The sequence below is a fragment of the Nonomuraea basaltis genome, assembly GCF_005893125.1.
In the GTDB taxonomy this organism is placed as follows: Bacteria; Actinomycetota; Actinomycetes; order Streptosporangiales; family Streptosporangiaceae; genus Nonomuraea; species Nonomuraea basaltis.
This window is the reverse complement of sequence record NZ_VCJS01000034.1, coordinates 1-22,197: the sequence shown is the minus strand read 5'-3', so window position 1 is coordinate 22,197 and position 22,197 is coordinate 1. Positions and strand designations below refer to the sequence as shown.

Annotated in this window: 26 protein-coding genes; 7 read left to right on the top strand and 19 right to left on the bottom strand. The window is 69.9% G+C overall.

Going from position 1 to position 22,197, the window contains the following annotated elements; genetic code table 11:
• Positions 1-35: 35 nt before the first annotated feature.
• Together EJK15_RS18285 and EJK15_RS18280 are read right to left on the bottom strand one after the other, a co-directional pair.
• Positions 36-1,274 (bottom strand): geranylgeranyl reductase family protein, encoded by a 1,239-nt coding sequence (locus EJK15_RS18285; RefSeq protein ID WP_138711654.1) that lies wholly within the window; start codon positions 1,272-1,274, stop codon positions 36-38.
• Between the two features lie 437 nt (positions 1,275-1,711).
• Positions 1,712-2,428 carry a demethylmenaquinone methyltransferase gene (locus tag EJK15_RS18280; RefSeq protein ID WP_138711653.1) on the bottom strand — a complete coding sequence of 239 codons (717 nt, stop codon included), beginning with the start codon at positions 2,426-2,428 and terminating at the stop codon, positions 1,712-1,714.
• 79 nt (positions 2,429-2,507) lie between these two features.
• Here EJK15_RS18280 and EJK15_RS18275 point away from each other — a divergent pair, with 79 nt between their 5' ends.
• Complete coding sequence (locus EJK15_RS18275) at positions 2,508-3,713, top strand: hypothetical protein (protein WP_138711652.1); 1,206 nt, start codon at positions 2,508-2,510, stop codon at positions 3,711-3,713.
• Here the strand turns inward: EJK15_RS18275 and EJK15_RS18270 are convergent.
• Entirely contained in the window at positions 3,710-3,928 is a 219-nt protein-coding gene (locus EJK15_RS18270) for a DUF4229 domain-containing protein (protein WP_138711651.1), read from the bottom strand. The two genes, EJK15_RS18275 and EJK15_RS18270, sit on opposite strands and share 4 nt — an antisense overlap.
• 257 nt (positions 3,929-4,185) lie before the next feature.
• Here EJK15_RS18270 and EJK15_RS18265 point away from each other — a divergent pair, with 257 nt between their 5' ends.
• A complete protein-coding gene (locus tag EJK15_RS18265) occupies positions 4,186-4,407 on the top strand; it encodes a BldC family transcriptional regulator (RefSeq protein ID WP_026214226.1) in 222 nt (73 codons plus the stop codon).
• A 209-nt stretch (positions 4,408-4,616) separates the two neighbouring features.
• On the opposite strand, the gene EJK15_RS18260 is transcribed toward EJK15_RS18265, so the two are convergent.
• Complete coding sequence (locus EJK15_RS18260; RefSeq protein WP_138711650.1) at positions 4,617-4,862, bottom strand: hypothetical protein; 246 nt, start codon at positions 4,860-4,862, stop codon at positions 4,617-4,619.
• Positions 4,863-4,872: 10 nt separating this feature from the next.
• Positions 4,873-5,991: a hypothetical protein gene (locus EJK15_RS18255; RefSeq protein WP_138711649.1), complete on the bottom strand. Its 1,119-nt coding sequence runs from the start codon at positions 5,989-5,991 to the stop codon at positions 4,873-4,875.
• A gap of 136 nt (positions 5,992-6,127) precedes the next feature.
• Here EJK15_RS18255 and EJK15_RS18250 point away from each other — a divergent pair, with 136 nt between their 5' ends.
• On the top strand, positions 6,128-6,415 hold the full coding sequence (locus EJK15_RS18250) for a PLDc N-terminal domain-containing protein (RefSeq protein ID WP_138711648.1): 288 nt from the start codon (positions 6,128-6,130) through the stop codon (positions 6,413-6,415).
• Positions 6,416-6,428: 13 nt separating this feature from the next.
• On the opposite strand, the gene ccsA is transcribed toward EJK15_RS18250, so the two are convergent.
• The 5 genes from ccsA to EJK15_RS18225 form a co-directional block, all read right to left on the bottom strand.
• The gene (gene ccsA / locus EJK15_RS18245; protein WP_138711647.1) at positions 6,429-7,385 is read right to left on the bottom strand and encodes a cytochrome c biogenesis protein CcsA; all 957 of its coding nucleotides are present in this window, start codon (positions 7,383-7,385) and stop codon (positions 6,429-6,431) included.
• Positions 7,375-8,934, bottom strand: a complete 1,560-nt coding sequence (gene resB, locus EJK15_RS18240; RefSeq protein WP_138711646.1) for a cytochrome c biogenesis protein ResB — start codon at positions 8,932-8,934, stop codon at positions 7,375-7,377. The genes ccsA and resB overlap by 11 nt, the downstream gene beginning before the upstream one ends.
• Positions 8,934-9,656, bottom strand: a complete 723-nt coding sequence (locus tag EJK15_RS18235) for a cytochrome c biogenesis CcdA family protein (protein WP_138711645.1) — start codon at positions 9,654-9,656, stop codon at positions 8,934-8,936. Before EJK15_RS18235 ends, resB begins: the two co-directional genes overlap by 1 nt.
• Positions 9,649-10,215, bottom strand: a complete 567-nt coding sequence (locus tag EJK15_RS18230) for a TlpA family protein disulfide reductase (RefSeq protein ID WP_138711644.1) — start codon at positions 10,213-10,215, stop codon at positions 9,649-9,651. The genes EJK15_RS18235 and EJK15_RS18230 overlap by 8 nt, the downstream gene beginning before the upstream one ends.
• A gap of 77 nt (positions 10,216-10,292) precedes the next feature.
• Positions 10,293-10,931 (bottom strand): histidine phosphatase family protein, encoded by a 639-nt coding sequence (locus EJK15_RS18225; protein ID WP_138711643.1) that lies wholly within the window; start codon positions 10,929-10,931, stop codon positions 10,293-10,295.
• A gap of 100 nt (positions 10,932-11,031) precedes the next feature.
• Between EJK15_RS18225 and EJK15_RS18220 the strand changes: the two genes are divergently transcribed.
• The gene (locus EJK15_RS18220) at positions 11,032-11,889 is read left to right on the top strand and encodes a DMT family transporter (protein WP_171074390.1); all 858 of its coding nucleotides are present in this window, start codon (positions 11,032-11,034) and stop codon (positions 11,887-11,889) included.
• Positions 11,890-11,933: 44 nt separating this feature from the next.
• Here the strand turns inward: EJK15_RS18220 and EJK15_RS18215 are convergent, their stop codons facing one another.
• On the bottom strand, positions 11,934-12,854 hold the full coding sequence (locus EJK15_RS18215; RefSeq protein ID WP_138711641.1) for a LysR family transcriptional regulator: 921 nt from the start codon (positions 12,852-12,854) through the stop codon (positions 11,934-11,936).
• Between the two features lie 184 nt (positions 12,855-13,038).
• Here EJK15_RS18215 and EJK15_RS18210 point away from each other — a divergent pair, with 184 nt between their 5' ends.
• The gene (locus tag EJK15_RS18210; protein ID WP_138711640.1) at positions 13,039-13,425 is read left to right on the top strand and encodes a hypothetical protein; all 387 of its coding nucleotides are present in this window, start codon (positions 13,039-13,041) and stop codon (positions 13,423-13,425) included.
• On the opposite strand, the gene hemL is transcribed toward EJK15_RS18210, so the two are convergent.
• Entirely contained in the window at positions 13,367-14,656 is a 1,290-nt protein-coding gene (gene hemL, locus EJK15_RS18205; protein WP_138711639.1) for a glutamate-1-semialdehyde 2,1-aminomutase, read from the bottom strand. The genes EJK15_RS18210 and hemL overlap by 59 nt on opposite strands.
• A gap of 229 nt (positions 14,657-14,885) precedes the next feature.
• Here hemL and EJK15_RS18200 point away from each other — a divergent pair, with 229 nt between their 5' ends.
• The gene (locus tag EJK15_RS18200; RefSeq protein ID WP_206060936.1) at positions 14,886-15,254 is read left to right on the top strand and encodes a PIN domain-containing protein; all 369 of its coding nucleotides are present in this window, start codon (positions 14,886-14,888) and stop codon (positions 15,252-15,254) included.
• Position 15,255: 1 nt separating this feature from the next.
• Here the strand turns inward: EJK15_RS18200 and EJK15_RS18195 are convergent, their stop codons facing one another.
• The 6 genes from EJK15_RS18195 to EJK15_RS18170 all read right to left on the bottom strand — a co-directional run bounded on the left by EJK15_RS18195 (position 15,256) and on the right by EJK15_RS18170 (position 21,384).
• Positions 15,256-15,885, bottom strand: coding sequence for a bifunctional DNA primase/polymerase (locus tag EJK15_RS18195; protein WP_138711638.1), 630 nt, complete (start codon positions 15,883-15,885; stop codon positions 15,256-15,258).
• A gap of 133 nt (positions 15,886-16,018) precedes the next feature.
• Entirely contained in the window at positions 16,019-17,002 is a 984-nt protein-coding gene (hemB, locus tag EJK15_RS18190) for a porphobilinogen synthase (protein WP_138711637.1), read from the bottom strand.
• Positions 17,002-18,546 carry a bifunctional uroporphyrinogen-III C-methyltransferase/uroporphyrinogen-III synthase gene (locus tag EJK15_RS18185; protein ID WP_240777039.1) on the bottom strand — a complete coding sequence of 515 codons (1,545 nt, stop codon included), beginning with the start codon at positions 18,544-18,546 and terminating at the stop codon, positions 17,002-17,004. The genes hemB and EJK15_RS18185 overlap by 1 nt, the downstream gene beginning before the upstream one ends.
• Positions 18,543-19,457 carry a hydroxymethylbilane synthase gene (gene hemC / locus EJK15_RS18180; protein WP_138711636.1) on the bottom strand — a complete coding sequence of 305 codons (915 nt, stop codon included), beginning with the start codon at positions 19,455-19,457 and terminating at the stop codon, positions 18,543-18,545. The genes EJK15_RS18185 and hemC overlap by 4 nt, the downstream gene beginning before the upstream one ends.
• On the bottom strand, positions 19,454-20,710 hold the full coding sequence (locus EJK15_RS18175; RefSeq protein WP_138711635.1) for a glutamyl-tRNA reductase: 1,257 nt from the start codon (positions 20,708-20,710) through the stop codon (positions 19,454-19,456). The genes hemC and EJK15_RS18175 overlap by 4 nt, the downstream gene beginning before the upstream one ends.
• On the bottom strand, positions 20,707-21,384 hold the full coding sequence (locus EJK15_RS18170; protein WP_171074389.1) for a redox-sensing transcriptional repressor Rex: 678 nt from the start codon (positions 21,382-21,384) through the stop codon (positions 20,707-20,709). Before EJK15_RS18170 ends, EJK15_RS18175 begins: the two co-directional genes overlap by 4 nt.
• A 115-nt stretch (positions 21,385-21,499) precedes the next feature.
• Here EJK15_RS18170 and EJK15_RS18165 point away from each other — a divergent pair, with 115 nt between their 5' ends.
• Positions 21,500-21,736 (top strand): glutaredoxin family protein, encoded by a 237-nt coding sequence (locus tag EJK15_RS18165; RefSeq protein WP_138711633.1) that lies wholly within the window; start codon positions 21,500-21,502, stop codon positions 21,734-21,736.
• Here EJK15_RS18165 and EJK15_RS18160 read toward each other — a convergent pair.
• Positions 21,726-22,197, bottom strand: a 472-nt coding sequence (locus EJK15_RS18160; RefSeq protein ID WP_171074388.1) for a putative quinol monooxygenase, incomplete at its 5' end; no start/stop codon positions are given. The genes EJK15_RS18165 and EJK15_RS18160 overlap by 11 nt on opposite strands.

The window sequence follows — 22,197 nt, the reverse complement described above, 5'->3', positions numbered from 1 at the left end:
GCCTGATCTGTGAGTGTGCCTGGTGAGTCTGAGATTCATGCTGGTGGGGCGACCTTTGAGAGTGCGTTGATGATCCTGTCCGACGCATCGCCTCGCCGGTCGGTGAGATTACCAAGGAGTTTGAGCGCAAAGCGCATCAACCTCGGGTGAGGAAGCCCGTGCCTGGTCCCGAAGGTCATCACACCCGGCTTCCCAATTGCCTGAACGAACAACCTCCCGAGCGTGAAATATCCGCCGTAGGCGTCCTTCAGTGTTTGGGGATAGGTCCGCAGGGTCCGCTCGCGCTGCGCGGGAGTGGCGCCCTTGAGGGCCTTCGCGATGACTTCCGCGGCGATCTCGCCGGTCTCCATGGCGTAGGCGATGCCCTCGCCGTTGAACGGGTTGATCGACCCGCCCGAGTCGCCCACGAGCACCAGGCCGCGCGTATAGTGCGGCTGCCGGTTGAAGGCCATCGGGAGCGCGGCGCCGCGGATCGGGGCCGTCATGTTCTCCTCGGTGAAGCCCCACTCGGCCGGCATCGACCTGCACCAGCGCCTCAGCAGGTCGCGGTAGTCGATGTTCTTGAACTGGGCGCTGGTGTTGAGCAGCCCGAGTCCCACGTTGGAGGTGCCGTCGCCGACGCCGAACACCCAGCCGTAGCCGGGCAGCAGCGTGTCGCCGTCCCACAGCTCCAGCCACGTCTCCAGGTAGTCGTCGTCGTGGCGCGGGCTCTCGAAGTAGGTCCGCACGGCCACGCCCATCGGCCGGTCCTCCCGCTTGTGCAGGCCCATGCCCAGGGCCAGGCGGGTGCTGTTGCCGTCGGCGGCCACGACCACCCGGCTGCGGTATTCGGCGCCGTCCTTGGTCGTCACCCCGACGATGTGGCCGCTGCGGTCGTCGAGCACGGGCCCGGTGACGGTGACGCCCTCCATGAGGCGCACGCCGTTCTTGACCGCGTTGGCCGCGACGATCTGGTCGAAGTCCTGGCGGGTGCGGACGAGCCCGAAATCGGGGAACCGCTCGAGCTGCGGCCAGTCGAGCTCGAACCTGAGGCCGCCGCCGACGACGCGCAGGCCCTTGTTCCTGACCCAGCCGGGGGCGTCGATGTCGACGCGCATGTTCTGCAGCTGCTTGACCGCCCGCGGGGTCAGGCCGTCGCCGCAGACCTTCTCGCGGGGGAACCTGGTCTTCTCCAGGAGCAGCACGTCTAGCCCGGCCTGTGCGAGGTAGAAAGCGGCTGCGGACCCGGCGGGACCGGCGCCGACGACGATGACGTCGGCGTCAACTGTGCTCATGATCGCGCCCGCTTCGCCACTCGTCGGCTCCGACGTCGCTCTCTCGCGGCGAGCTCCTGCGCTTGCACGGTGGCTGGTGGCACGGTCACTGGACCTGTCCTGTCCTACACACGCGAAGGCCTTGGGGTGTGGCGCCTTCGTTCCTTTGTGAACCCCTTCACAAACTTGTCGGCCCGCAGTCTACTGCTTTTCCTGTACATAGTGGCAGTCGGGGTGCTGTTCTGTGATCCAAGGGGACGGCGTGTCGCCAGGGGCCTCGCAGGCATGATCGTCACGCTAGCAGCGGGCTCCCGGCGCCCAGGGGCCCGCGAGCGAGGCGATGCAGTCCCGTGATGCTTTCTCGTCGAGCGCATCCCGGCACCTGCACACCATCAGGCCCGCGTCCTCGCGCAGCCGCCTCCGCCCGGCGGAAATCGTATCCGGGCCGCCTATCGAGCTCAGGCGGGCTTGAACCCCCTGTGCATGGCGACGATCCCCATCGTGAGGTTGCGCCAGGCCACCCGTTCCCAGCCGGCGTCCTGGATGATCCGGGCCAGCGTCGGCTGGTCGGGCCAGTCCCTGATCGACTCGGCCAGGTATTCGTACGAGTCGTCGTTGGACCCGAAGAGCCTGGCCATCTTCGGCAGCAGCCGCATCAGGTATTCGCGGTAGACCAGATCGAACGGCCCGAAGGTCACGTGCGAGAACTCCAGGATCACCAGCCGCCCGCCCGGCCTCGTCACCCGCAGCATCTCGCGCAGCGCCTGCGACGTGTCGTGGACATTGCGCAGCGCCACCGAGATCGTCACCGCGTCGAAGGCGTCGTCGGCGAACGGCAGCCGCAACGCGTCCCCCGCGATGAACGGCACCCCCTGCCCGTTCAGCGCGTTGCCGCCGTGCCGCCGCACGCCGGTGCGCAGCATGCCGAGCGAGAAGTCGGAGGCGATCGCGCGGGCGCCGAACCTGGTGAAGGCGTCAGTGGACGTGCCGGTGCCGGCCCCCAGGTCAAGAACGATCTCCCCTGGTCCCGCGTCCACGGCGGCGGCCACCGCCTTGCGCCAGAGCCTGACCTGCCCGAGGGAGATCACATCGTTGACCAGGTCGTAGCGCCGGGCGGTGCGATCGAACATCGCGGCGACCTCGTCCGGCTGCTTGTCCAACTGAGCACGCGTCATGCCTGAAAGCTTATTGGCTATCAGGACAATCAACGGAAAGTAGTCACGGCGCTACCCAACGTCTGCTAGTTGTTGGGGAATGCTTGCCCGTGTCGCCCTTGCGGCGATCATCGCCTCGGCCCCCGTCGCGCACGCCCACGTCGTGTCGGCCGACCCGATCGACAGCACCCCCCACGTCCTCGACGGCATCGTCAACGCCATCGCCGTCGTCGGCCGCACCGTCGTCGTCGGTGGCTCGTTCAGCGAGGTGACCGACGCCGCCCGCACCGTCGTCCACGCCCGCGACAACCTGTTCGCCTACGATCTGCCGACCGGCCGGATCCTGCCCGGCTTCGCGCCGGTCGTGTCCGGTCCCGTCCACGGGCTGGCCGCCGGCGAACGCGGCACCGTCTATGTCGGCGGCGAGTTCCACGGCGTCAACAACACGTCCTCCCGGGCGCTGGCCCGGCTCCGGCTCTCCGACGGCGCACTGGTGCCCGGCTTCGCGCCGCGCATCAGGGGCGGCACGGTGACCGCGCTGGCCAGGCAGGGTGGCAAGCTCTACGTCGGCGGCGACTTCATCGGCCCGCGCGAGGCACTGGCCAGACTCGACGCGGCCACGGGCGTCGCCGACCCGGGCTTCGGCATCACGCCGGGAGCGCCGTTGACGTCCGGGGTCAAGATCTATTCGCTGGCCGTGGCGCGCGGGCGGCTCGCGGTGGACGGCACGTTCACCACGCTCGACGGCCATTCCAGACCTCAGCTCGGGCTGATCGACATCAGCGGCCCCGTGGCCCGCGTCGCGCCGTGGCGGACCGAAGCGTACGCGCGCAAATGCGCCTCCGCGTTTCCCTCGTACGTTCGCGGCCTTGACTTCTCACCTGACGGTCGCTATTTCGCGGTTGTCACCACGGGCGGCGCCAGAGGCGGAATGTGCGACACGGCCGCCAGATTCGAGACGTACGCCAGAGGCTCCGACATCAGACCCACCTGGGTCAACGCCACAGGAGGCGACTCGCTCTACGCGGTCGCGGTGACGGAGGCGGCGATCTACGTCGGCGGGCATCAGCGCTGGCTGGACAATCCGCGGGGCCGCGACTCGGCCGGGCCGGGAGCGGTGTCACGGCCGGGCATCGCGGCCATTCATCCGCGTACCGGAAAGGCTCTCAGCTGGAATCCCACGCGGGAGCGCGGCATCGGCGTGAAGGTGTTTTCAGCGCATCCCGGTGGACTACTTGTCGGTAGCGACACAACGAGACTCGGACGGGAGTACCATGCCCGGATTGGCATGTTCCCTCTGCCCTAGTCGTCTTGCGGCTTCGGCCGGTCGACCTTGTCGCTGATACGTGCGCTCATGGCGTCGCGCTGCTTGGACAGCAGCACGTAGCTGGCCAGTCCGCTGATCACGAATGAAGCCACGATCAACGGCAGCGGGCTTTGCAGGCCAAGCAGGTAGAGCACACCGAGGGTCACGAGAAACAGGCCGATCCGCGACGCGGTGTAAACGAGAACAGGACGCACGGGTTCGAGGTTACTCGGACCTGCGGAGGGCTCGCTCTTCGCATCGGACGCGAGCACTGATACTGTTCCCAGTTAGGGAGTTTCGTAAAGAAACACCCACGAGAGCCCCAAAGAGGCTCTATCATATAACAATCGGGCAGTCAGCTGATAACAACCCGTGATCTTTGTAGAAAACCACGGATAAATCAGGCTTCGCTCGACACACTGGTTACCTGTCCGCCCGCTGGCAGGAAGCGGGATGCGAGGGGGAGAGATTGGTGGAGAGTAGCAGCGAGCGTCTGCTGACCCCTGGAGAGGTTGCCGCCCTCTTCCGGGTAGACCCAAAGACGGTTACGCGCTGGGCTGCGGCAGGCCGCATCAGCAGTATCCGCACCCCCGGAGGGCACCGGCGCTTCCGCGAGTCGGAAGTGCACGCCCTTCTCCGAGGCGAGGACGTTCTTACGGCCGACCGGCCGGCAGGTGAGTCCCCGCGCGTCTGACGTTCCGCGCAGACGGTGATCCTGCGATCTTGGCAGGGTCACCGCCGGCGGAACCCACTGTTCGCGTGCTTCCCGGCCACACTTCCGAACGGCAAGCACGGGGCGGCGCCAACCGCCGACCGTGGCTGGCGCCTGTCCGATCTCCCCACCAGGAGCGTTCTTCCCGAACGCGCTCGATCAGGCGCCTTCCTCCTGCTCCGCCCCCTTGATCAGGCGCCTTCCTCCTGCTCGGCCTTGAAGGCCAGGAACTCGCGCTCCAGGTCGTCGTTCTCCTCTTCCCAGCGCCGGCGGCGCAGCGCCGCCTCTTCCTCCGTCAGCGACTCGGCCAGCCACTGCTCGTAACCGGGCTCGCCGGGCTGCACTTCCACGTACGCGTTGCCGATCAGACGCCCGTCTTCGCTGGTCAGGCTCTGCGGTACGCGCAAGGTCCCGTCCGCGAGCCGGATGACGTACATGGCCGATCACCTAGATTCCGTAGCGCCGGTTGAAGAACAGCATGACGTTGAGCGCCATCCGCGTGTCACCCCCGAGCATGTCGACGAGCGCTGGACGCTGGCGGGCCGCGATGGCGGCGAAGGCGTCGGCGAAGAACTCCTTGCGGCCGAGCCCGCCGCCCTGACGGTGGAAGGTCGAGGCCAGGATAGGCCGGGCCTGGTCGTAGAGGTGCATGAACTCTGGCGAGTCGGATACCCAGTCGCCGTACGCCGAGTCGATGTCGTCGATGGCATGGCCGACCTCGTGCATCATCACGTCGGGGGTGGGCGAGGGGCGGTCGCCCACGACGATCTTGCGGTCTCCGTACGCGCCGGCGCAGATGTCCCACGTGGCGCGGCCGGACGGCAGCGGGGCGCCGCGTAAGTAGCCCATGTCGTCGAGTTCCGGGACGCCTCCGGGGCCGACGTAGATGCCCTCGAGGCCGGCCGCGAGCTTCTCCTTCAGCCGGTCGGGCAGCCGGGCCAGGCTCTCGACGGCGCGTACGACGTCGTGCGGCGGCGGGCCCTGCCTGGCGTCCCACTGGCGGTGCAGGATCGTCTCCAGCTTCCCGCAGTGGCGCAGGCCGTCGCCCATGGACGGCACGTCGGGCCGGTTCGGCTGCGCCCGCGGGGGCTGGTCGGTGAGCTCGAAGTCGTACCAGGTGTAGCGGGGACGCTCCACCACGGCGGCGGGCAGCCGCTCGCGGCGCTCTCGCACCGTGAAGCCGTCCCAGCTCGTCTCAGGAGAGCCGGACGGCACCCGCTCCCGGTCATCGGGCCATCCCGGCCCGTCGCCACCCGGCCACCCCCGGTCGTCGCCACGGGGCCGCCTCCGCTCGCCACCCCACGGCCAGGCCCCGCGCTCGGGTTCCTCGTCGGCGCCCGGCCAGGGCAGCCGCTCCATCCGCTCGGCGCGCCGCTCAGCGCCCGGCCAGCGGCGCCGCTTCGCGCCGTTGAGCCCCTTACCCTCGGCGCCGCCGTCCGGGGCCTCCTCGTGCTTCTCGCGGACGCTGGACCAGAACGAACGCTCCGCGCCCCGCGAGAAGAGATACGACCCCCGCCGCCACCAGTGGCCGCGACGATGTCGGCCCTTGTCATGAGAAAAGGCCATCGCACCTCTCAACGCCCATGGTGCCCCGTGGGCTCCGCCGCATCGGGTTCTACCGTACGACGCGGATCTTCCCTTAGTCACCCGAAATGGGACAACAGGAAGCACGATCACGTCGCAGATGGCTTACAGTTCGGGCATGGCAGGTGTTCTGATCGGCCTGGCGCTGCTGGCCTTCTGGCTCTTTTCACTGTTCGACGTGGTCACCACCCCCGAAGACGAGGTTAGGAACGTACCAAAGGCCCTTTGGGTCCTGGTCGTCGTGCTCATCCCCTTGGTCGGTGGCCTGGTCTGGATGGCGCGCGGCCGCCCGCGGGCGCCGCGGCAGGCATGGCCGGTTCCCCCCGGCCCTGGTGTGCCGAAGGGTCCCGACGACGATCCCGACTTCCTGCGCGACCTCGACCGTCGCATGCGGGGTGACGACTGACGAGCCGGACCGGCTACACGTCGGCGTAGCTGTGCAGGCCGCTGATGAAGATGTTGACGCCGATCAGGTTGAACAGCAGGCAGGCGAACGCCACGAGCTGCACGGTCGTCGCGGCCCTGCCCCGCCATCCGGCCGTCACCCTGGCGTGCAGGTAGGCGGCGTAGGCCACCCAGGTGATGAACGACCAGACCTCCTTGGGGTCCCAGCCCCAGTAGCGGCCCCAGGCCCGGTCCGCCCACAATGCGCCCGCGATCACCGCGAACGTCCACAGCGGGAACGCGAACACGATCGCCCGGTGCGCCACCCGCTCCAGGTCCTCGCGGGCCGGCAGGCGGGAGAGCCCGTCGCCGCGGATCAGGTAGAGGACGCCGGCGACGCCCGCCAGCGTCAGCAGGCCGCTGGCGATGATCGCGGCGGTGACGTGGATGGCGATCCAGTACGAGTTCAGAGCGGGCACGACGGGACCCGCGGCCGTGTAGAAGACCTTGACGGCCAGCCCGAGCCCGAGCGCTGCGGTCACCATGACGAACCCGCCGAGGAAGCGGACGTTGTGGCGGAGCTGGGTGCCGAGGAACGCGGACACGGCGGCGAAGCAGATGGCCACCACGAACTCGTACATGTTGCCCCACGGCCACCGGTCCACGGCCAGGCCGCGGGTGACGATGGCGGTCAGGTTGGCGGCCCAGCCGAGCCCGGCGAGCGCGAGCGCCACCGTCCCTGCCATGGCCGCCCCGCGCGACGGCGCGCCGGCCTCCTCGGCATCGGGCGGCCCGGCCACGCCGGAGGCGTCGGAGGCTTCCGCGCCACCCGCCGCTCCCACCGCGACCGGCTGCTTGACGGCGACCGCCTTGCCGCGGCGGAAGCGGCCGAAGGCCAGCTCCATCGCGAAGCCGACCATGGCGAACACGTAGAGCAGGACCGCGGCGACCACGAAAAGGTCGCTCAGCTCGGCGAGTTGCTCAGCGGGCATCCTTTTCTCCAGCTGCTAGAACCTTGACGATGTCGGCGAACTCCTCGGCGAAGCCCGCCGCGGAGCCTTCGGTGCGGGTCAGGCCGCCCACGTCGACCGTGCCCTCCTTGATCCGCACGAAGACCCGGCGGCGCCGGATCATGAGCGAGAGCGCGATCGACACGACGGCCGTGGCGGCGGCCACCAGGGCAGGCACGCGCCCCGGGTCGTAGGCCGTCTGGAGTGTCATCCATTCCTTGACGCCCAGGAACTCCAGCTTGCCCGCCCCCTCGGGCAGGTCGACCGACTGGCCGGCCGCGAGCGGCTTGGGCACGTTCGTGCCCATGACGAGCGGCGTGAGCTTCTTCATGGCCTCGGGCGGCGCGAGCTCGTAGACCGACTGCGGCCTGCCCGAGCGCAGGCCCAGGTCGCCGGAGAAGGCCCCGATGAGCTGCACCTCGGGATTGAGCTTCCCGGGGAAGGCCGAGACGTAGGTGCCGTCGGTCAGCGGCACGCTGGTGGGCAGGAAGCGCAGCAGGAACCCCAGCTGCGCCGGCTGCGCGTCCGGCGCCTTGAGCACGCATCCCGAGCTCATCGTGGGCTTGTCCTCGATGAGGCACGGCACGGCGCCCTCGAAGGCCACCTGCCCCTGGCCGTCGGTGACCCTGAAGACGGGGGCGTAGCCGTTGCCGATCAGGTAGGTCTGCGTGCCGTTGACCTCGAGCGGCGTGTTGACCTTGAGCTCGAAGTCGCGGGCGGGCGCCTCTGGCGAGTCGTTGACCTTCAGGTAGGCCGAGTAGTCGAGCGCCTGACCCCGCTTGTCGCCCGTGACCTGGTAGGAGACCTTGAAGTCGGTCAGCTGGAGCGAGAACGGCTCCAGCGACTCGGCGGACACCTGGCTGCCCGGGATGTAGCGGTCGTAGGCGGCCACCGTGTTGGCGAACCCCTCACCCTCCACGACCAGGACGTTGCCGCGGTAGCCGAACAGCGAGCCGGCGCCGATCGCGAGCAGGATGCCGAGCAGGGCGATGTGGAAGAACAGGTTGCCGGTCTCGCGCAGGTAGCCCTTCTCCGCGGAGACCCAGCCGTCCCCGGTCACGACGCGGAAGCGCTGCTTCCGAAGCCGCCGCGCGGCCGTTTCGACCCCCAGGTCGCCCTCGAACGAAGTGAAGTGGGGCAAGCGGGACAGGTTCTTCGGCGCGGCGGGCGGCTTGCGGCGCAGCTCGCGCAGGTAGGTCGCGGCACGCGGGATGACGCAGCCGATCAGCGAGGCGAACAGCAGCAGGTAGACCGCCGCGAACCAGGTCGAGGTGAACACCTCGAAGAGCTGGAACCGGTCGTACCACTCGGCCAGGGTGGGGCTCTGCTCGTAGAGCCGCGCCACCTTGTCGGGCTCGACGCCGCGCTGCGGCACCAGCGAGCCGGGCACCGAGCCGAGCGCGAGCAGGAACAGCAGGATCAGCGCCGTCTTCATCGAGGTGAGCGTGCGCCACCCCCACCGCAGCCACGCCACGAGCCCGAATGCGCCCTGCTTGGGCGCCTGCTCCCTCTCCAGCTCCTGAACGCTCATCAGATCACCGGCTCGAACGCGCCGATCAGTCCCTGCATGCCCGCGATCATCTCTCCCCAGAGACCGCTCACCAGCAGCACCCCGACGGCCACCATCATGCCGCCGCCGATCCTGGTGATCAGGCGCGAGTGCTTGCGGATGGCCTGGAACGTACGCAGAGCCTTGCTGTACGCCAGCGCCGCGCCCACGAACGGCAGCCCGAGACCCAGCGCGTACGCGACGGCGAGGAGTGCCCCGCGGGCGGCGCTGCCCTCGTTGAGCCCGAGCGCCAGCACGACGGCCAGTGTGGGACCGATGCACGGCGTCCACCCCAGCCCGAACACCACCCCGAGCAGCGGCGCCCCGGCCAGCCCCGCGGCCGGCAGCCGGTGGATGCGCACGTCGCGCATCAGCCCGGGCACCACGCCCAGGAACGCCAGCCCGAGCAGGATCGTCAGCACCCCGAGCACCCGCGTGATGATCTCGGCGTTGCCCAGCATCACCGACCCGAGCCCGCCGAACAGCGCCCCGCTGAGCACGAACACCACGCCGAACCCGGCCACGAACAGCACCGTCCCGAGCACCAGCCGTCCCCGCTTGGGGTCGGCGCTCATGCCGGTCACGTAGGACAGGTAGCCGGGCACCAGCGGCAGCACGCACGGCGACAGGAACGACACGACCCCGGCCAGCACCGCGATCGGCACGGCCAGCAGCAGCGACCCGGAGGCCACGACGTCATTCATCGCGCACCTTGGTCACCGTGTCCATCAGGTCGGTGTATTTCACCGCGCCCAGCGCCCTGGCCGCGATCCTGCCCTGCTTGTCGATGATCAGCGTGGACGGGATGGCCGCGGGCGGCACCGTGCCCTGGAAGGCCAGCGCCACCTTGCCCGGCTGGTCGAAGATGTGCGGGTAGCCGGTCTTCTCGGTGCGCTCGAACGCCAGCGCGTCGGCCTGGCGGTCCTTGAAGTCGACCCCGAGGAACTCCACGCCGCTGCCCTTGGTCTTGGCCGCGACCTCCTTGAGCACCGGCGCCTCCGCCCGGCACGGGCCGCACCACGATGCCCAGAAGTTGAGCACCACGACCTTGCCCTTGTGCGCGGCGAGCGAGGCGCTGCCCCCGTCGAGAGTCGGCCCCTGGATCGCGGGCGCGGCCTCGCGCTCGTCCGCGGCGAACACCTGCATCTTCCCGTCACCCGCGACGAACCGGGTGTCGCCGGCCTGCGGCTGGCCGCTCTGGTTGCCGGCGCAGCCCGCGACCAGCAGGGCCAGGAGAACGAGGAAGACGGACTTGGCGCGCACGGAGGAAGATCTCCTTGTACTACAACCGGTAGAGCTTGCAACTCTACCGGCGGGGTCGTACGCCCCGGACATCGGGTTCAGGCGCCGGGGATGGAGGGCCCCGTGTCCAGCGAGCCGGCCGGCTCGCTGTAGCCGATGCTGATCAGGCGGTCCCCATCGAACGTGAGCGTGGTGAGGCTGGCCAGTGCGCACTGCCTGCGCCGGGGGTCGTGCCACAGCCTGCGGCCCTCGGCCGCCATCCTGATCGCCCAGATCGGGAGCTGGTGGCTGACGAGCACCGTCTCGTGCCCGCGCGCCGCGGCCCTGGCTTCGTCGATCATCGACTTCATCCGCTGGACGATGGCCGGATACGGCTCGCCCCAGGACGGGCGCATCGGGTTCCAGAAATAGCGGTAGTTGCGCCAGTCGCGGAACACCGCCATCCCCTGCCCCACCGAGCGGCCCTCCAGGAGGTTGCCCGCCTCGATCAGCCGGACGTCCTGCTGGACCTCCAGGCCCAGCTTGTCGGCGATGGGGGCCGAAGTCTCCAGCGCGCGTTCGAGCGGGGAGCTGTAGAGCGCGACGATGTCACGGCCGCCGACCGCCTTGGCGACCGTGTCGGCCATGAGCTGGCCTGTCTCCGACAGGTGGTAGCCGGGCAACCGGCCGTAGAGGACGCCTCTGGGGTTGTGCACCTCACCGTGGCGCAACAGGTGGACGACGGTGGTTTCAGCCATGGTGCGCACAGCCTATCCGCTCGGCCGGGCCGCGCGGTCAAGGCCCGCGTTCACCGCGAATTCACGCGAAGGTAGGGTCGGCTCCGGAAGGAGCCGCCGAGTGAGTCCCTGGGCCCTCGTCCTCGTCCTCGTCGCCGCCGTCGCCCACGCCACGTGGAACCTGCTGAGCAAGCGGGCCTCCCAAGCCGACGGCCTGGTCTTCGTCTGGCTCGTCGCCGTCGCCGCCGCGGTCGTGTGGAGCCCGCTGTTCGCCGGGTTCCTGCTGGTCACCGGTGCCCGGCTGACCTGGAGGGACCTCGCCGTGATCGGCGGCAGCACGGCCATCCACCTTTGCTACTTCGTGCTGCTCCAGCGCGGGTACGGCGCGGGCGACCTGTCGGTGGTCTACCCGGTCGCGCGCGGCACGGGGCCGATGCTGGCGAGCCTGGTCGCCGTGCTGTTCCTGGGCGAGCGCCCGTCCGCGGCGGGCGTGGCGGGGATCGCGCTGGTGGGGGTGGGCGTGTTGCTGCTGAGCGGGAACGCCGCCCGCGGCGATCTCAGCGGGGTGCTGGCGGGGCTGGTCGTGGGGCTGTTCATCGCGGGCTACACGGTCTGGGACTCGCGGGTGGTGAGCGCGTTCGCGGTGGCCCCGTTGATGCTCAACTACCTCGGCGAGGTCGGGCGCGCCCTCGTGCTCACGCCGTTCGTGCTCGGCGCGCGGCGGCGGCTGATCTTACCGGTGTGGCGGCAGCACCGGTTCGGGATCCTGGGGGCCGCCGTGCTGGCCTTCGTGTCGTACCTGCTGGTGCTGTACGCGTTCACGATGGCGCCGGTGAGCGTGGTGGCGCCGGCCCGGGAGATCAGCGTGCTGATCGCGGTCGTGCTCGGCGGGCGCCTGCTGGCCGAGGGCGACCTGCCGCGCCGGCTGCTGGCCGCAGGAGTGATCCTCGGCGGCGTCGTGGCCATCGCGCTCAGCTGATCGCACGGCGTTCATCGCGCTGACCGCACGGCGATCCGTCGCCCTCAGCTGACCGCCCAGGCGTTCTCCTGCTCCCTGCTCGCCTCGGCGAGGGCCTCGACCAGGGCTCTGATCGCGGGCCGGCGGGCCGCGTCCGACCGCCACACGGCGTAGATCCGGCGCGACTGCCGTGGCCTGATCGGCACGAGCCGCACGCCGTCGGGCACGCAGTCCCGGCCGAGCCGCGGCACGATCGCACAGCCCAGGCCGCCCGCCACCAGGGCGAGCTGCGTCGGGTATTCGTCGGCCATGCACGCGATCACCGGCTCCAGCGAGGCGTTGCGCAGCGTGAACACCAGCCAGTCGCTGCACACGGTGCCGGGCGAGGAGCTGATCCACCGCTCGCCGTGCAGCTGGGCCAGCTCCACCTCCCTGGCCTCGGCCAGTGGATGGCCGGCGGGCAACGCCACGTCGGCGATGTCGTCGAGCAGCGTGGCCCTGGACAGCCCGTCGGGCATGGCCATGGGCCTGTTGAGCCAGTCCTGGATCACGCCCAGGTCCAGCTCGCCCCTGGCCACGTCGCGCACCACCCGCTCAGGCTCGCGCTCGTTGAGCTGGACCCACAGGTCGGGGTGGCGGGTCCGGAGCGAGCTCAGCGCCTTCGGCATGATCCCGCGGACGGCGGTGGGGAAGGCGGCGATGTTCAGCCGGCCGACGACCTCGCCGCGCAGCGCCTCGAAGTCCGCCTCGGCGGTCTCGACCAGGGCGAGGATGCGCTCGGCGTGCTCGGCAAGCAGCCCGGCGGCGTCCGTCAGCCGGACGCCGCGGCCGTTGCGCTCCACGAGCCTGGCGCCGGTTTCCCGCTCCAGCTTGGCGATCTGCTGGGACACGGCCGACGGGGTGACCATGAGCGCGTCGGCCGCCGCTCCCACCGACCCGTAGACGTGAACTGCGTGAAGAGCCTTGAGCCGGTTCAAGTCCAACATGTAAGCCAGCCTAAAGGGTTTAGCGTAGAAAGTCTCGCTTGTGCTTGAATGTGTAGCAGATGAAAATAGATGCATGAGAATCATTAACACGAAGAAGCAGCAGCCGAGCACCACCTCGTACCTGAAGGTGCTGGCCGAGCAGGCTCGCGACCAGCGCATCCGTTACCAGAAGCCCACTCGCTGAGTGCGGCCCCGCCACCTCCCCCTCGCCGTCGGCCTCGCGGCCGCGCTCATGGTCGCGCCCGCTTCGCCACTCCTCGGTCTGGCCGTCGCCTTCGGCGGCCTCGCCCTGGTCGCGTACGATTTCGGGGTGTCCGGCCCGATCGGGGCCTTCACCCTCTGCGTGGCGGCCGCGGCCGCCTGGGGTCTGGGCAACGTGGTCCAGCGCCGGGCGTTCATCTCCACGCTGGGCGGGTTCGGCGTCTGGGGATGGCTGCTGCGCCGCTACGACGCTTCGATCGTGGCGCCGTACACGCCGTGTCTTAGAGCACCGCGTCTTAGAGCACCGCGTCTCAAAGCACGGCGGCGGCGGCCTTCGCCGCGGCCGGCAGCGCCTCCGCGACCTGGTTGAGCGCCTGGTCGTCGTGCGCGGCCGACAGGAACCACGCCTCGTACGCCGACGGCGGCAGATAGACGCCCTGGTCCAGCATCGCGTGGAAGAACGCGGTGAACGCTGCGGTGTTCTGTGTCTTGGCCTCGGCGAAGTTCGTCACCTCGGCGTCCGTGAAGAAGATCGAGAACAGGCTGCCCGCCCGCTGGAGCCGGTGCGGCACCCCGGCCGCGGCCAGCGCCTCGGAGGCGGCCTTGCCGACTGTGAGCGCGGCGCCGTCCACCCGCTCGTACGCGGCGGCGTCCAGGGCCCGCAGCGTGGCCAGCCCGGCCGCGCACGCCAGCGGGTTACCCGACAACGTGCCCGCCTGGTAGACCGGCCCCTCGGGCGCCAGATAGGCCATGACGTCCGCCCGCCCGCCGAATGCGGCCGCCGGCAGCCCGCCGCCCATGACCTTCCCGAACGTCATCAGGTCGGCATCCACCGGGTCCAGCCCGTACCATCCGGCGGCCGAGACCCGGAACCCCGTCAGCACCTCATCGACGATCAGCAGCGCCCCGTTGGCCGTGCACAGCTCGCGCAGGCGCGCGTTGAAACCCTCACGTGGCGGGACGACACCCATGTTCGCGGGGCAGGCCTCGGTGATCACGCATGCGACGTCCGCCGCTGCGAACGCCTCCTCGACGGCCTCGATCGAGTTGTACGGCAGCACGATCGTGTCCGCCGCAGACGCCCCGGTCACACCCGGCGTGTCGGGCAGCCCGAACGTCACCACCCCGGACCCGGCCGAGGCCAGCAGCGCGTCCACGTGCCCGTGGTAGCACCCGGCGAACTTGATCACCTTCGACCGCCCGGTGAATCCGCGCGCCAGCCGCACCGCGCTCATGGTCGCCTCGGTGCCCGAGCTGACCAGCCGTACCTTCTCGACCGGCGCCACCCTGGCCACGATCTCCTCGGCCAGCTCGACCTCGCCCTGGGTGGCGGTGCCGTAGGAGAAGCCGCTGGCGATCGCCCCCGACACGGCCTCGACGACCGCGGGGTGCCGGTGCCCGAGGATCATCGGCCCCCAGGAGCAGACCAGATCCACGTAGCGGTTGCCGTCCACATCGGTGATGTAGGGCCCCTGACCTGAGGCCATGAAACGCGGCGTGCCACCGACGGCGCCGAACGCGCGCACCGGAGAGTTGACGCCCCCGGGCACGATCTCGCGGGCGCGGGCGAACAGGTCCTCGGAGTTCTGTGTACGGCTCACCTGATCCAGGTTAGCCGGGACGGCGGCCAGCCTTCAGAGTGGTCAACCTCGCTCTCCGGGAATACGTCGCACGGGTCAAACGGATCGAGGCACTGGAGAAGCTCGCCGCACGCGCGCGACGCGGTGAGTTCGACGAGACCTCGGCGGCACGCCAGGCAGCGAGAACGGCCTGGAAAGAGGCCATCAGCTGATGTCCTATCTCATCGACACGTCCGCGCTGTAGCACCTCTTGCGGAACGCCGATGCGCTTGAGACATGGGGCGACCGGATCACCACACAGCCGCTGCGGATCTGCGAGCCCACAAGAACGGAATTCCTCTATTCGGCCACGGGCCCTGCCCACAGGGACGAATTGGAGAACGAGCTCGATACTCTCTGTGAACTCGCACCCGTGCCTAAGACGGCCTGGCGATGGGTGGAGAACGCACAGTACAAGCTGACACAGACGGGACAACATCATTCCGCTGGAGTCATCGACCTGCTTTTGTGCGCCACCGCTGTGCACCACGGGCTCACTGTGCTCCACGTTGACGACGACTTCGCCACTGTCGCCAAGGTCATGAGCGAGGTGGATCAGCGCGACATCCGCCGGTTCTGACTCAGTCGGCGAGCCACTCCAGGATGCGTAGCGGGTCGGGCAGCGGCAGCCCGTCCGGGGGCCGCAGCCACGAGATGGGCTGCCCGGAGGGCAGGACCGAGGGCGGCGCGAGTACGTAGCTGTCGCGGCAGTGCCACCGCAGCCCCGGCGTGTCCTCAATGGCCGCCGGGTCGCAGTCCAGGTGGCACGACCACCACTCGTCCTCGTCCTCCGGATTGCCGCGCGTGGCCACGTAAAACAAAACCCGGTCGCCTTTGGCGGCGACCGGGCCAGGATGTGCTCCCGCGGCGTCGATCCGGGTGAGGGCCGACAGGCCGACGGCGAGCGGTACGTCGAAGACGTCGAACACGCGTCCGGTGGGCAGAATCACACCGGCCTCGGGCTCGGCCTGCCACCACCGGGTGAGCAGCGCTGGGTCCGTCGTGGCCTGCAGGTGCCAGGCCGGAGAGAGCGGATGGGCGCCGGGGTCAGGACAGCCGAGCCGGTCACAGGAGCACGCGCGCGGACCGTTCCGCAGCGGGTAGGCCCCGGGCACGACCGGCCATCCCATGGCGGCGTATTCGAGCACTGAGGCGATGCGCGTCGGCCGTGACCGTTTTCTGGTACGCCGAGCCAGTGGTACCCCCACCATTTGGTGTCTCCCGTCGATTCCCGCGCCTGAGGAGGTCCCGGCTCCGGGCGGGCGATCGCACACGCGGGACACACCAGCACTTGTTATCGCACTCTAACGCACAGGCCACAGGAGTTGACGGGAAACCCCATGGTTAGAGCCGACGTGCCACCTCGGTGGCCCAGTACGTCAAGATCATGTCGGCCCCGGCACGCTTGATCCCGACCAGCGATTCCATGATCATCCGCTCGCGGTCCACCCAGCCGTTCGCCGCGGCGGCCTCGATCATCGCGTACTCGCCGCTCACCTGATAGGCGGCCACCGGCACGTCCACCTCGGCCCGGAACCGGGCGATGATGTCGAGGTAGGCCAGCGCCGGCTTGACCATGACCGCGTCGGCGCCCTCGGCGAGGTCGAGCCGGACTTCGCGCAGCGCCTCCTCCAGCGGCCCGGCCGGATCCTGCTGATGGGTGCTGCGGTCGCCGAACTGCGGCGCGCACTCGGCGGCGTCGCGGAACGGCCCGAAGAAGGCGGAGGCGTATTTGGCGGAATAGGCCAGAATCGGGATATTTCCGTAACCGGCCCCATCCAAAGCCGCCCGGATCGCTCCGACCTGGCCGTCCATCATCCCGCTCGGCGCCACCATCTGCGACCCGGCCTCGGCCTGGGCCACCGCGATGGAGGCGTACCGCTCCAGCGTGGCGTCGTTGTCCACGTCGCCCGACGAGGTGAGGATCCCGCAGTGCCCGTTGTCGGTGAACTCGTCGAGGCACGTGTCGGCCATCACCACGATGGCGTCGCCGACCTCGGCGTTCACGTCGCGCAGCGCCACCTGCAGGATGCCGTCGGGGTCGTCGGCGGCCGAGCCGCGGGCGTCCTTGACGGCGGGGATGCCGAACAGAATGAGCCCGCCCACGCCGGCCTCCGCCGCCTCGTGCGCGGCCTTGCGCAGCGAGTCGCGGGAGTGCTGCACCACGCCCGGCATGGAGACGACCGGCTGCGGCTCGGCGATGCCCTCCTTGACGAACACGGGCAGGACCAGGTCGGCTGGGTGCAGCCGGGTGCCCGCCACCATCCGCCGCAGTGCGGGGCTGCGGCGGAGCCGACGCGGCCGGGCGACGGGGAATCGCGCACTCATCAGAGTCTCCTTCTCCTTGCGCCCCGGCGGTTCTGCGAGGGCCTGCGCGGGGTGTCACCCGCGGCCACGGCCGCCTGGCGCTGCTTGGCACCGTACTCGGCCAGCGCGGCGGCCAAAGCGGATGCGGATGGTTTGTCGGCCATGACGTCGACCCGGAGCCCGAACTCCTCCGCGGTCTTGGCCGTCTGCGGCCCGATGACCGCGATCACGGTGACGTTGTGCGGCTTGCCCGCGATGCCCACCAGGTTGCGCACGGTGGACGACGAGGTGAAGAGCACGGCGTCGAACCCGCCGCCCTTGATCGCCTCGCGAATGGGCGCGGGCGGCGGCGCGGCCCGCACGGTCCGGTACGCGGTGACGTCGTCGCACTCCCAGCCCAGCTCGGTGAGCCCGGCCACCAGCGTGTCGGTCGAGATGTCGGCCCGCGGCAGCAGCACCCGGTTGATCGGGTCGAGCATCGAGTCGTAGGGCGGCCACTCGGCCACCAGCCCCTCGGAGGACTGCTCGCCCGAGGGCAGCAGGTCGGGCTTGACCCCGAACTCGACCAGGGCCCGCGCGGTCGCCTCGCCCACGGCCGCCACCTTGAGCCCGGCGAAGGCCCGCGCGTCGAGGCCGTACTCCTCGAACTTCTCGCGCACGGCCTTGACCGCGTTCGCGCTGGTGAAGGCCACCCACTCGTAGCGGCCCGTGACCAGGCCCTTGATCGCGCGGTCCATCTGCTGCGGCGTGCGGGGCGGCTCGACCGAGATGGTCGGCACCTCCTCCGGCACCGCGCCGTAGGCGATGAGCTGCTCGGACAGCCTGCGCGACTGCTCCTTGGTACGGGGCACCAGCACCCGCCACCCGAACAGCGGCTTGGTCTCGAACCACGACAGCTTGTCGCGCAACCCCACGGCCTCGCCGACCACGATCAGCGCGGGCTCGGCGAACCCGGCGTGCTTGAGGTCGGCCTGAAGCCTGCCGAGCGAGGACACGACGGTGTACTGCTCGGTCGTGGTGCCGCCGCTGCTGACCGCGACGGGCGTGGTGTCGGGCTTGCCCCCGGCGACGAGGGCCTTGCCGATGGTCACGGCGTCGCCGATGCCGTTGTAGATCACCAGCGTGCCCTTGCAGGCGGCGTGGGACGCCCAGTCCTGCTCCTGCGCGGCGTCGACGACCCTGAACTCGGGCACAGCCGTGGCCGCCGGAATGCCCGCGTAGGTGAGCACGGCGGTCGCGGGCGGCACGCCGGGCACGATCTCGAAGTCCACCTCCGCCGCGGCGCAGGCCGCGACCTCCTCGGTGATCGAGGAGAACAGCATGGGGTCGCCCGCGCACAGGCGCACCACGACCTGCCCGCCCATGGCGCGCTTGACGACATCGCCCTCGGCGACCTGGACGCCGTCGCGGCAGTGACGCAGCAGCGGGCGGTGCGCTTCCTCGCCGAGCACCACGGCGTCAGCCTTGGCGAGCAGCTCGGCGGCGCGGAGCGTCAGCAGGTTGGGGTCACCAGGACCCGCGCCCACGAACGCGACGAAACCGGAGGTTGGACTATCGGAGCTCAATGGGAATGCTCCCCCATCAATCTGTCGGCTCCTTCGGCGATCATCTCGGCCGCTAGGAGGCGGCCCAGGTTGGCTGCCTCCGAAGGAGAGCCGGCGGCGGACTTGCGGACCGCCTCGCGGCCGTCGATGGCGACGACCACGGCGGTCAAGTTCAGAGTGTGCCCGTCATCGGCCGCGAAAGCACCCACTGGGGCGGAACAGCCGGCCTCGAGAGCGTTCAGCAGGGCGCGCTCCGCGGTCACCGCGGAGCGGGTGGACGGGTCGTCGAGCACGCCGAGCAACTCGATCAGGTCGGGGCGGTCGGAGCGGCACTCGACGGCCAGCGCGCCCTGGCCGGGCGCGGGCAGCAGCTCCTCGATCTCGAAGATCTGCGCGATGTCCGCGCTGCGGCCGATCCTGGTCAGGCCGGCCGAGGCCAGCACGACCGCGTCCAGCTCGCCGGAGGCGACCTTGCCGATGCGCGTGTCGGCGTTGCCGCGGATCGGGACGTACTCCAGGTCGGGGCGGAGCGCGCTGAGCATCGCGATCCGGCGCGGCGAGCCGGTGCCGACCCTGGCGCCGGGCGCGAGGTCGGCGAACTTGTGCGCGCCGACCAGCGCGTCGCGGTGGTCGTGCCGGGCCGGGATCGCGGCCAGCGTGAAGCGCGGATCCTGCTTGGTCGGCAGGTCCTTCAGCGAGTGCACGGCGAAGTCGATCTCGTCTTCGAGCAGCTTGTCGCGCAGCGCGCTGACGAACACGCCCGTGCCGCCGAGCTGGGCGAGGTGAGCCTTGGTGACGTCGCCGAACGTGGTGACGCCGACGAGCTCCACCGCGCGCCCGGTGCGCTCGGTGTAGGCGTCGGCCACCATCTGGGACTGTGTGGTCGCCATCAGGCTGCGGCGTGTTCCCAGCCGCAGAGTCCCCGGCGTCACAGCTCCACCTCTCTCACGGCCTCGGGCACCTTCGGATCCAGATTGAACAGCTCACGCAGCGCCTCCGCATAATGATCGCCTCCTGGGCAGGTGGCGAGCTGCTTGACACGCACGGTCGGCTCGTGGAGCAGCTTGTCGACGACCCGCTGCACGGTCATGGCGACCTCGTCCCTTGCCCGCTCGTCGAGTTCGGGCACTCGCATCAGGAGGCGGCCGAGCTCGGACTCGACCACGTCGGCCGCCTTGCTACGCAACGCGACCACGGTCGGGGTGACCTTGGCGGCCCGCTCGGCATCGAGGTAGGCCCGTAGCTCCTCCGCGACGAGGGCGCGTACGGACTGGACCGCGTCGCCCTCCCGGGAGCCGATGCCGGACTCCTGAATCGTCTCCAGGTCGACCAGCCGGATGCCGGGCACATGGCGCACGGCAGGGTCGATGTCGTGCGGCAGCGCCAGGTCCAGCAGGAACGCTGCTCTGCTCAGCATATCCGGCGTGATGATGTGGCGGCCCGCACCCGTGCAGGTGATCACGATGTCGGCCTCGGCCAGCTCGCGCGCCACGGCGGAGAACTCCACCGCCCGCCCGCCGACGTTCTCGGCCAGCCGGGCGCCGCGCTCGTACGTGCGGTTGGCCACCACGATGTCGGTGACGCCCGCGCGGGCCAGCGTGACGGCGGCCAGCGAGCTCATGGAGCCCGCGCCGACCACCAGCGCCCGCTGCCCGGCCAGGTCGCCCGCCAGCGCGAGCCCGGCCGAGACCAGCGACGCGCCGGCCTGGTCGATGCCGGTGTCGTGGTGCGCCCGCTTGCCGACCCGCAGCGCCTGCTGGACCAGCTCGTTGAGGGTGGCGCCGACGGTGCCGTGGCGCTGTGCCAGCTTGAGCGCCTGGCGGACCTGGCCGAGGATCTGGCCCTCGCCGACGACCATGGAGTCGAGGCCGCACACCACGGAGAACAGGTGCTCGACCGCCTGCTCCTCGTAGTGCACGTAGAAGTGCGGCGTCAGCTCCTCGACCGGGACGCCCGAGTGGACGCCCAGCAGGCGGCTGACGGCGGTGACGGCGGCGTGGAAGCGGTCGACCGTGACGTAGACCTCGACCCGGTTGCAGGTCGAGACCACCATGGCCTCTGCGACGCAGGGGTCCTGCTGCACGTCGTGCAGGAGTTTGACGAGCGCGTCACCCGTCATCGAGACGCGCTCAAGCAGGGCCACCGGAGAGGTCCGGTGACTGAGTCCGATAGACAGAACACTCATTGACTGTCCACCGCCATGAGTGGCCCCCCAGCCTTGCGTTGCTCGTGGAACGCGAGAATCTGCAGTTCGATTGATAGGTCGACTTTACGGACATCGACGCCATCCGGCACGGAAAGCACAACTGGGGCGAAGTTCAGGATGCTGGTGACGCCTACGGCGATCACGCGATCGCAGACTTCCTGCGCCGCCTCCGCCGGTGTCGCCAGCACCACGATCGAGACTCCACGCCGCTGGATCACGGCTTCCAGTTCATCGATGTGCTCCACATTCAACCCCGCGATGGTGTCGCCCACGACTTCGGGGTCGGCGTCGACGAGCGCCGCCACCCGGAAGCCCCTGGAGACGAAACCGCCGTAGTTGGCCAGCGCGCGGCCGAGGTTGCCGACTCCGACGATCGCCACCGCCCAGTCTTGTGTCAGCCCGAGCTCGCGGGAGATCTGGTAGACGAGGTACTCCACGTCATAGCCTACGCCGCGGGTGCCGTACGAGCCGAGATGTGACAGATCCTTGCGGAGCTTGGCGGAGTTGACGCCGGCGGCCACGGCCAGGTCCTCGGAGCTGACGGTCGGGGTGCCCCGCTCGGCCATCCCGTGCAGCGCCCGCAGGTACAACGGAAGCCTGGCGACCGTCGCCTCGGGAATGCCGCGGTCACGGGGGTGGGACGGGCTCTTCACGTGCCGGAGCTCCAGGGGACGGGCGGCTTGGGGACCGCGGGGACGGAATAGAACCGTCTTTCAGGTTAATCCCTTTGTGAACCGATGCACAAAGTCACGGCGGTACGGTTGCTGTATGCATCGCATCACCTTGCTCGGCAAGCCCGGCTGTCACTTGTGTGACGACGCGCGCGAGGTCATCGCCAGGGTGGCGGGCGAGCTCGGCGTGCCCTGGGAGGAGATCAGCATCGAATCCTCCGAAGAGCTCAAGGAGAAGTACTGGGAGATGATCCCGGTGACGCTGATCGACGGCGTGCAGCACGACTTCTGGCGGGTGGACGAGAGCCGGCTGCGCGCGGCCCTCAGAACATAGCCGTCGGCAGGGGCACCACCTTCGCGGCGTTGACGTTCAGCTCGATGACGTTGGTGGCCAGCACCATGGACTGCCGCTCGTTGACGAACCTCTCGACGTGCGGCTGGCGCTGGTGGTCGCGGTAGGCCACCTCGTCACGGTAGAGCTCGTAGACGATGCGCTGCAGGGGCGCCGACTTGACGGCGTGGCAGGCGTACACGAGCGTGTCGGGCTCGCCGCCGCGCACGGCCTCGACGGTGGCCTCGGCCAGCCGGTCGAACGCGTCGCCGGCGCCGTCCATGATCGTGAAGACGGTGAGCAGGCCGTAGATGTTCGGCGAGGGCTTGCTGGAGGCGGGCTGCTGCTGGGGCTGGGCCTGCGGGGGCGAGAACAGGTCGGCGCCCGAGTAGAGCATCCCCGTGGCCGGCCCGGCCGGCGGCGGAGCGGGCGGCATCGCGTAGTCGGAGCGCTGGGGCGGGGCC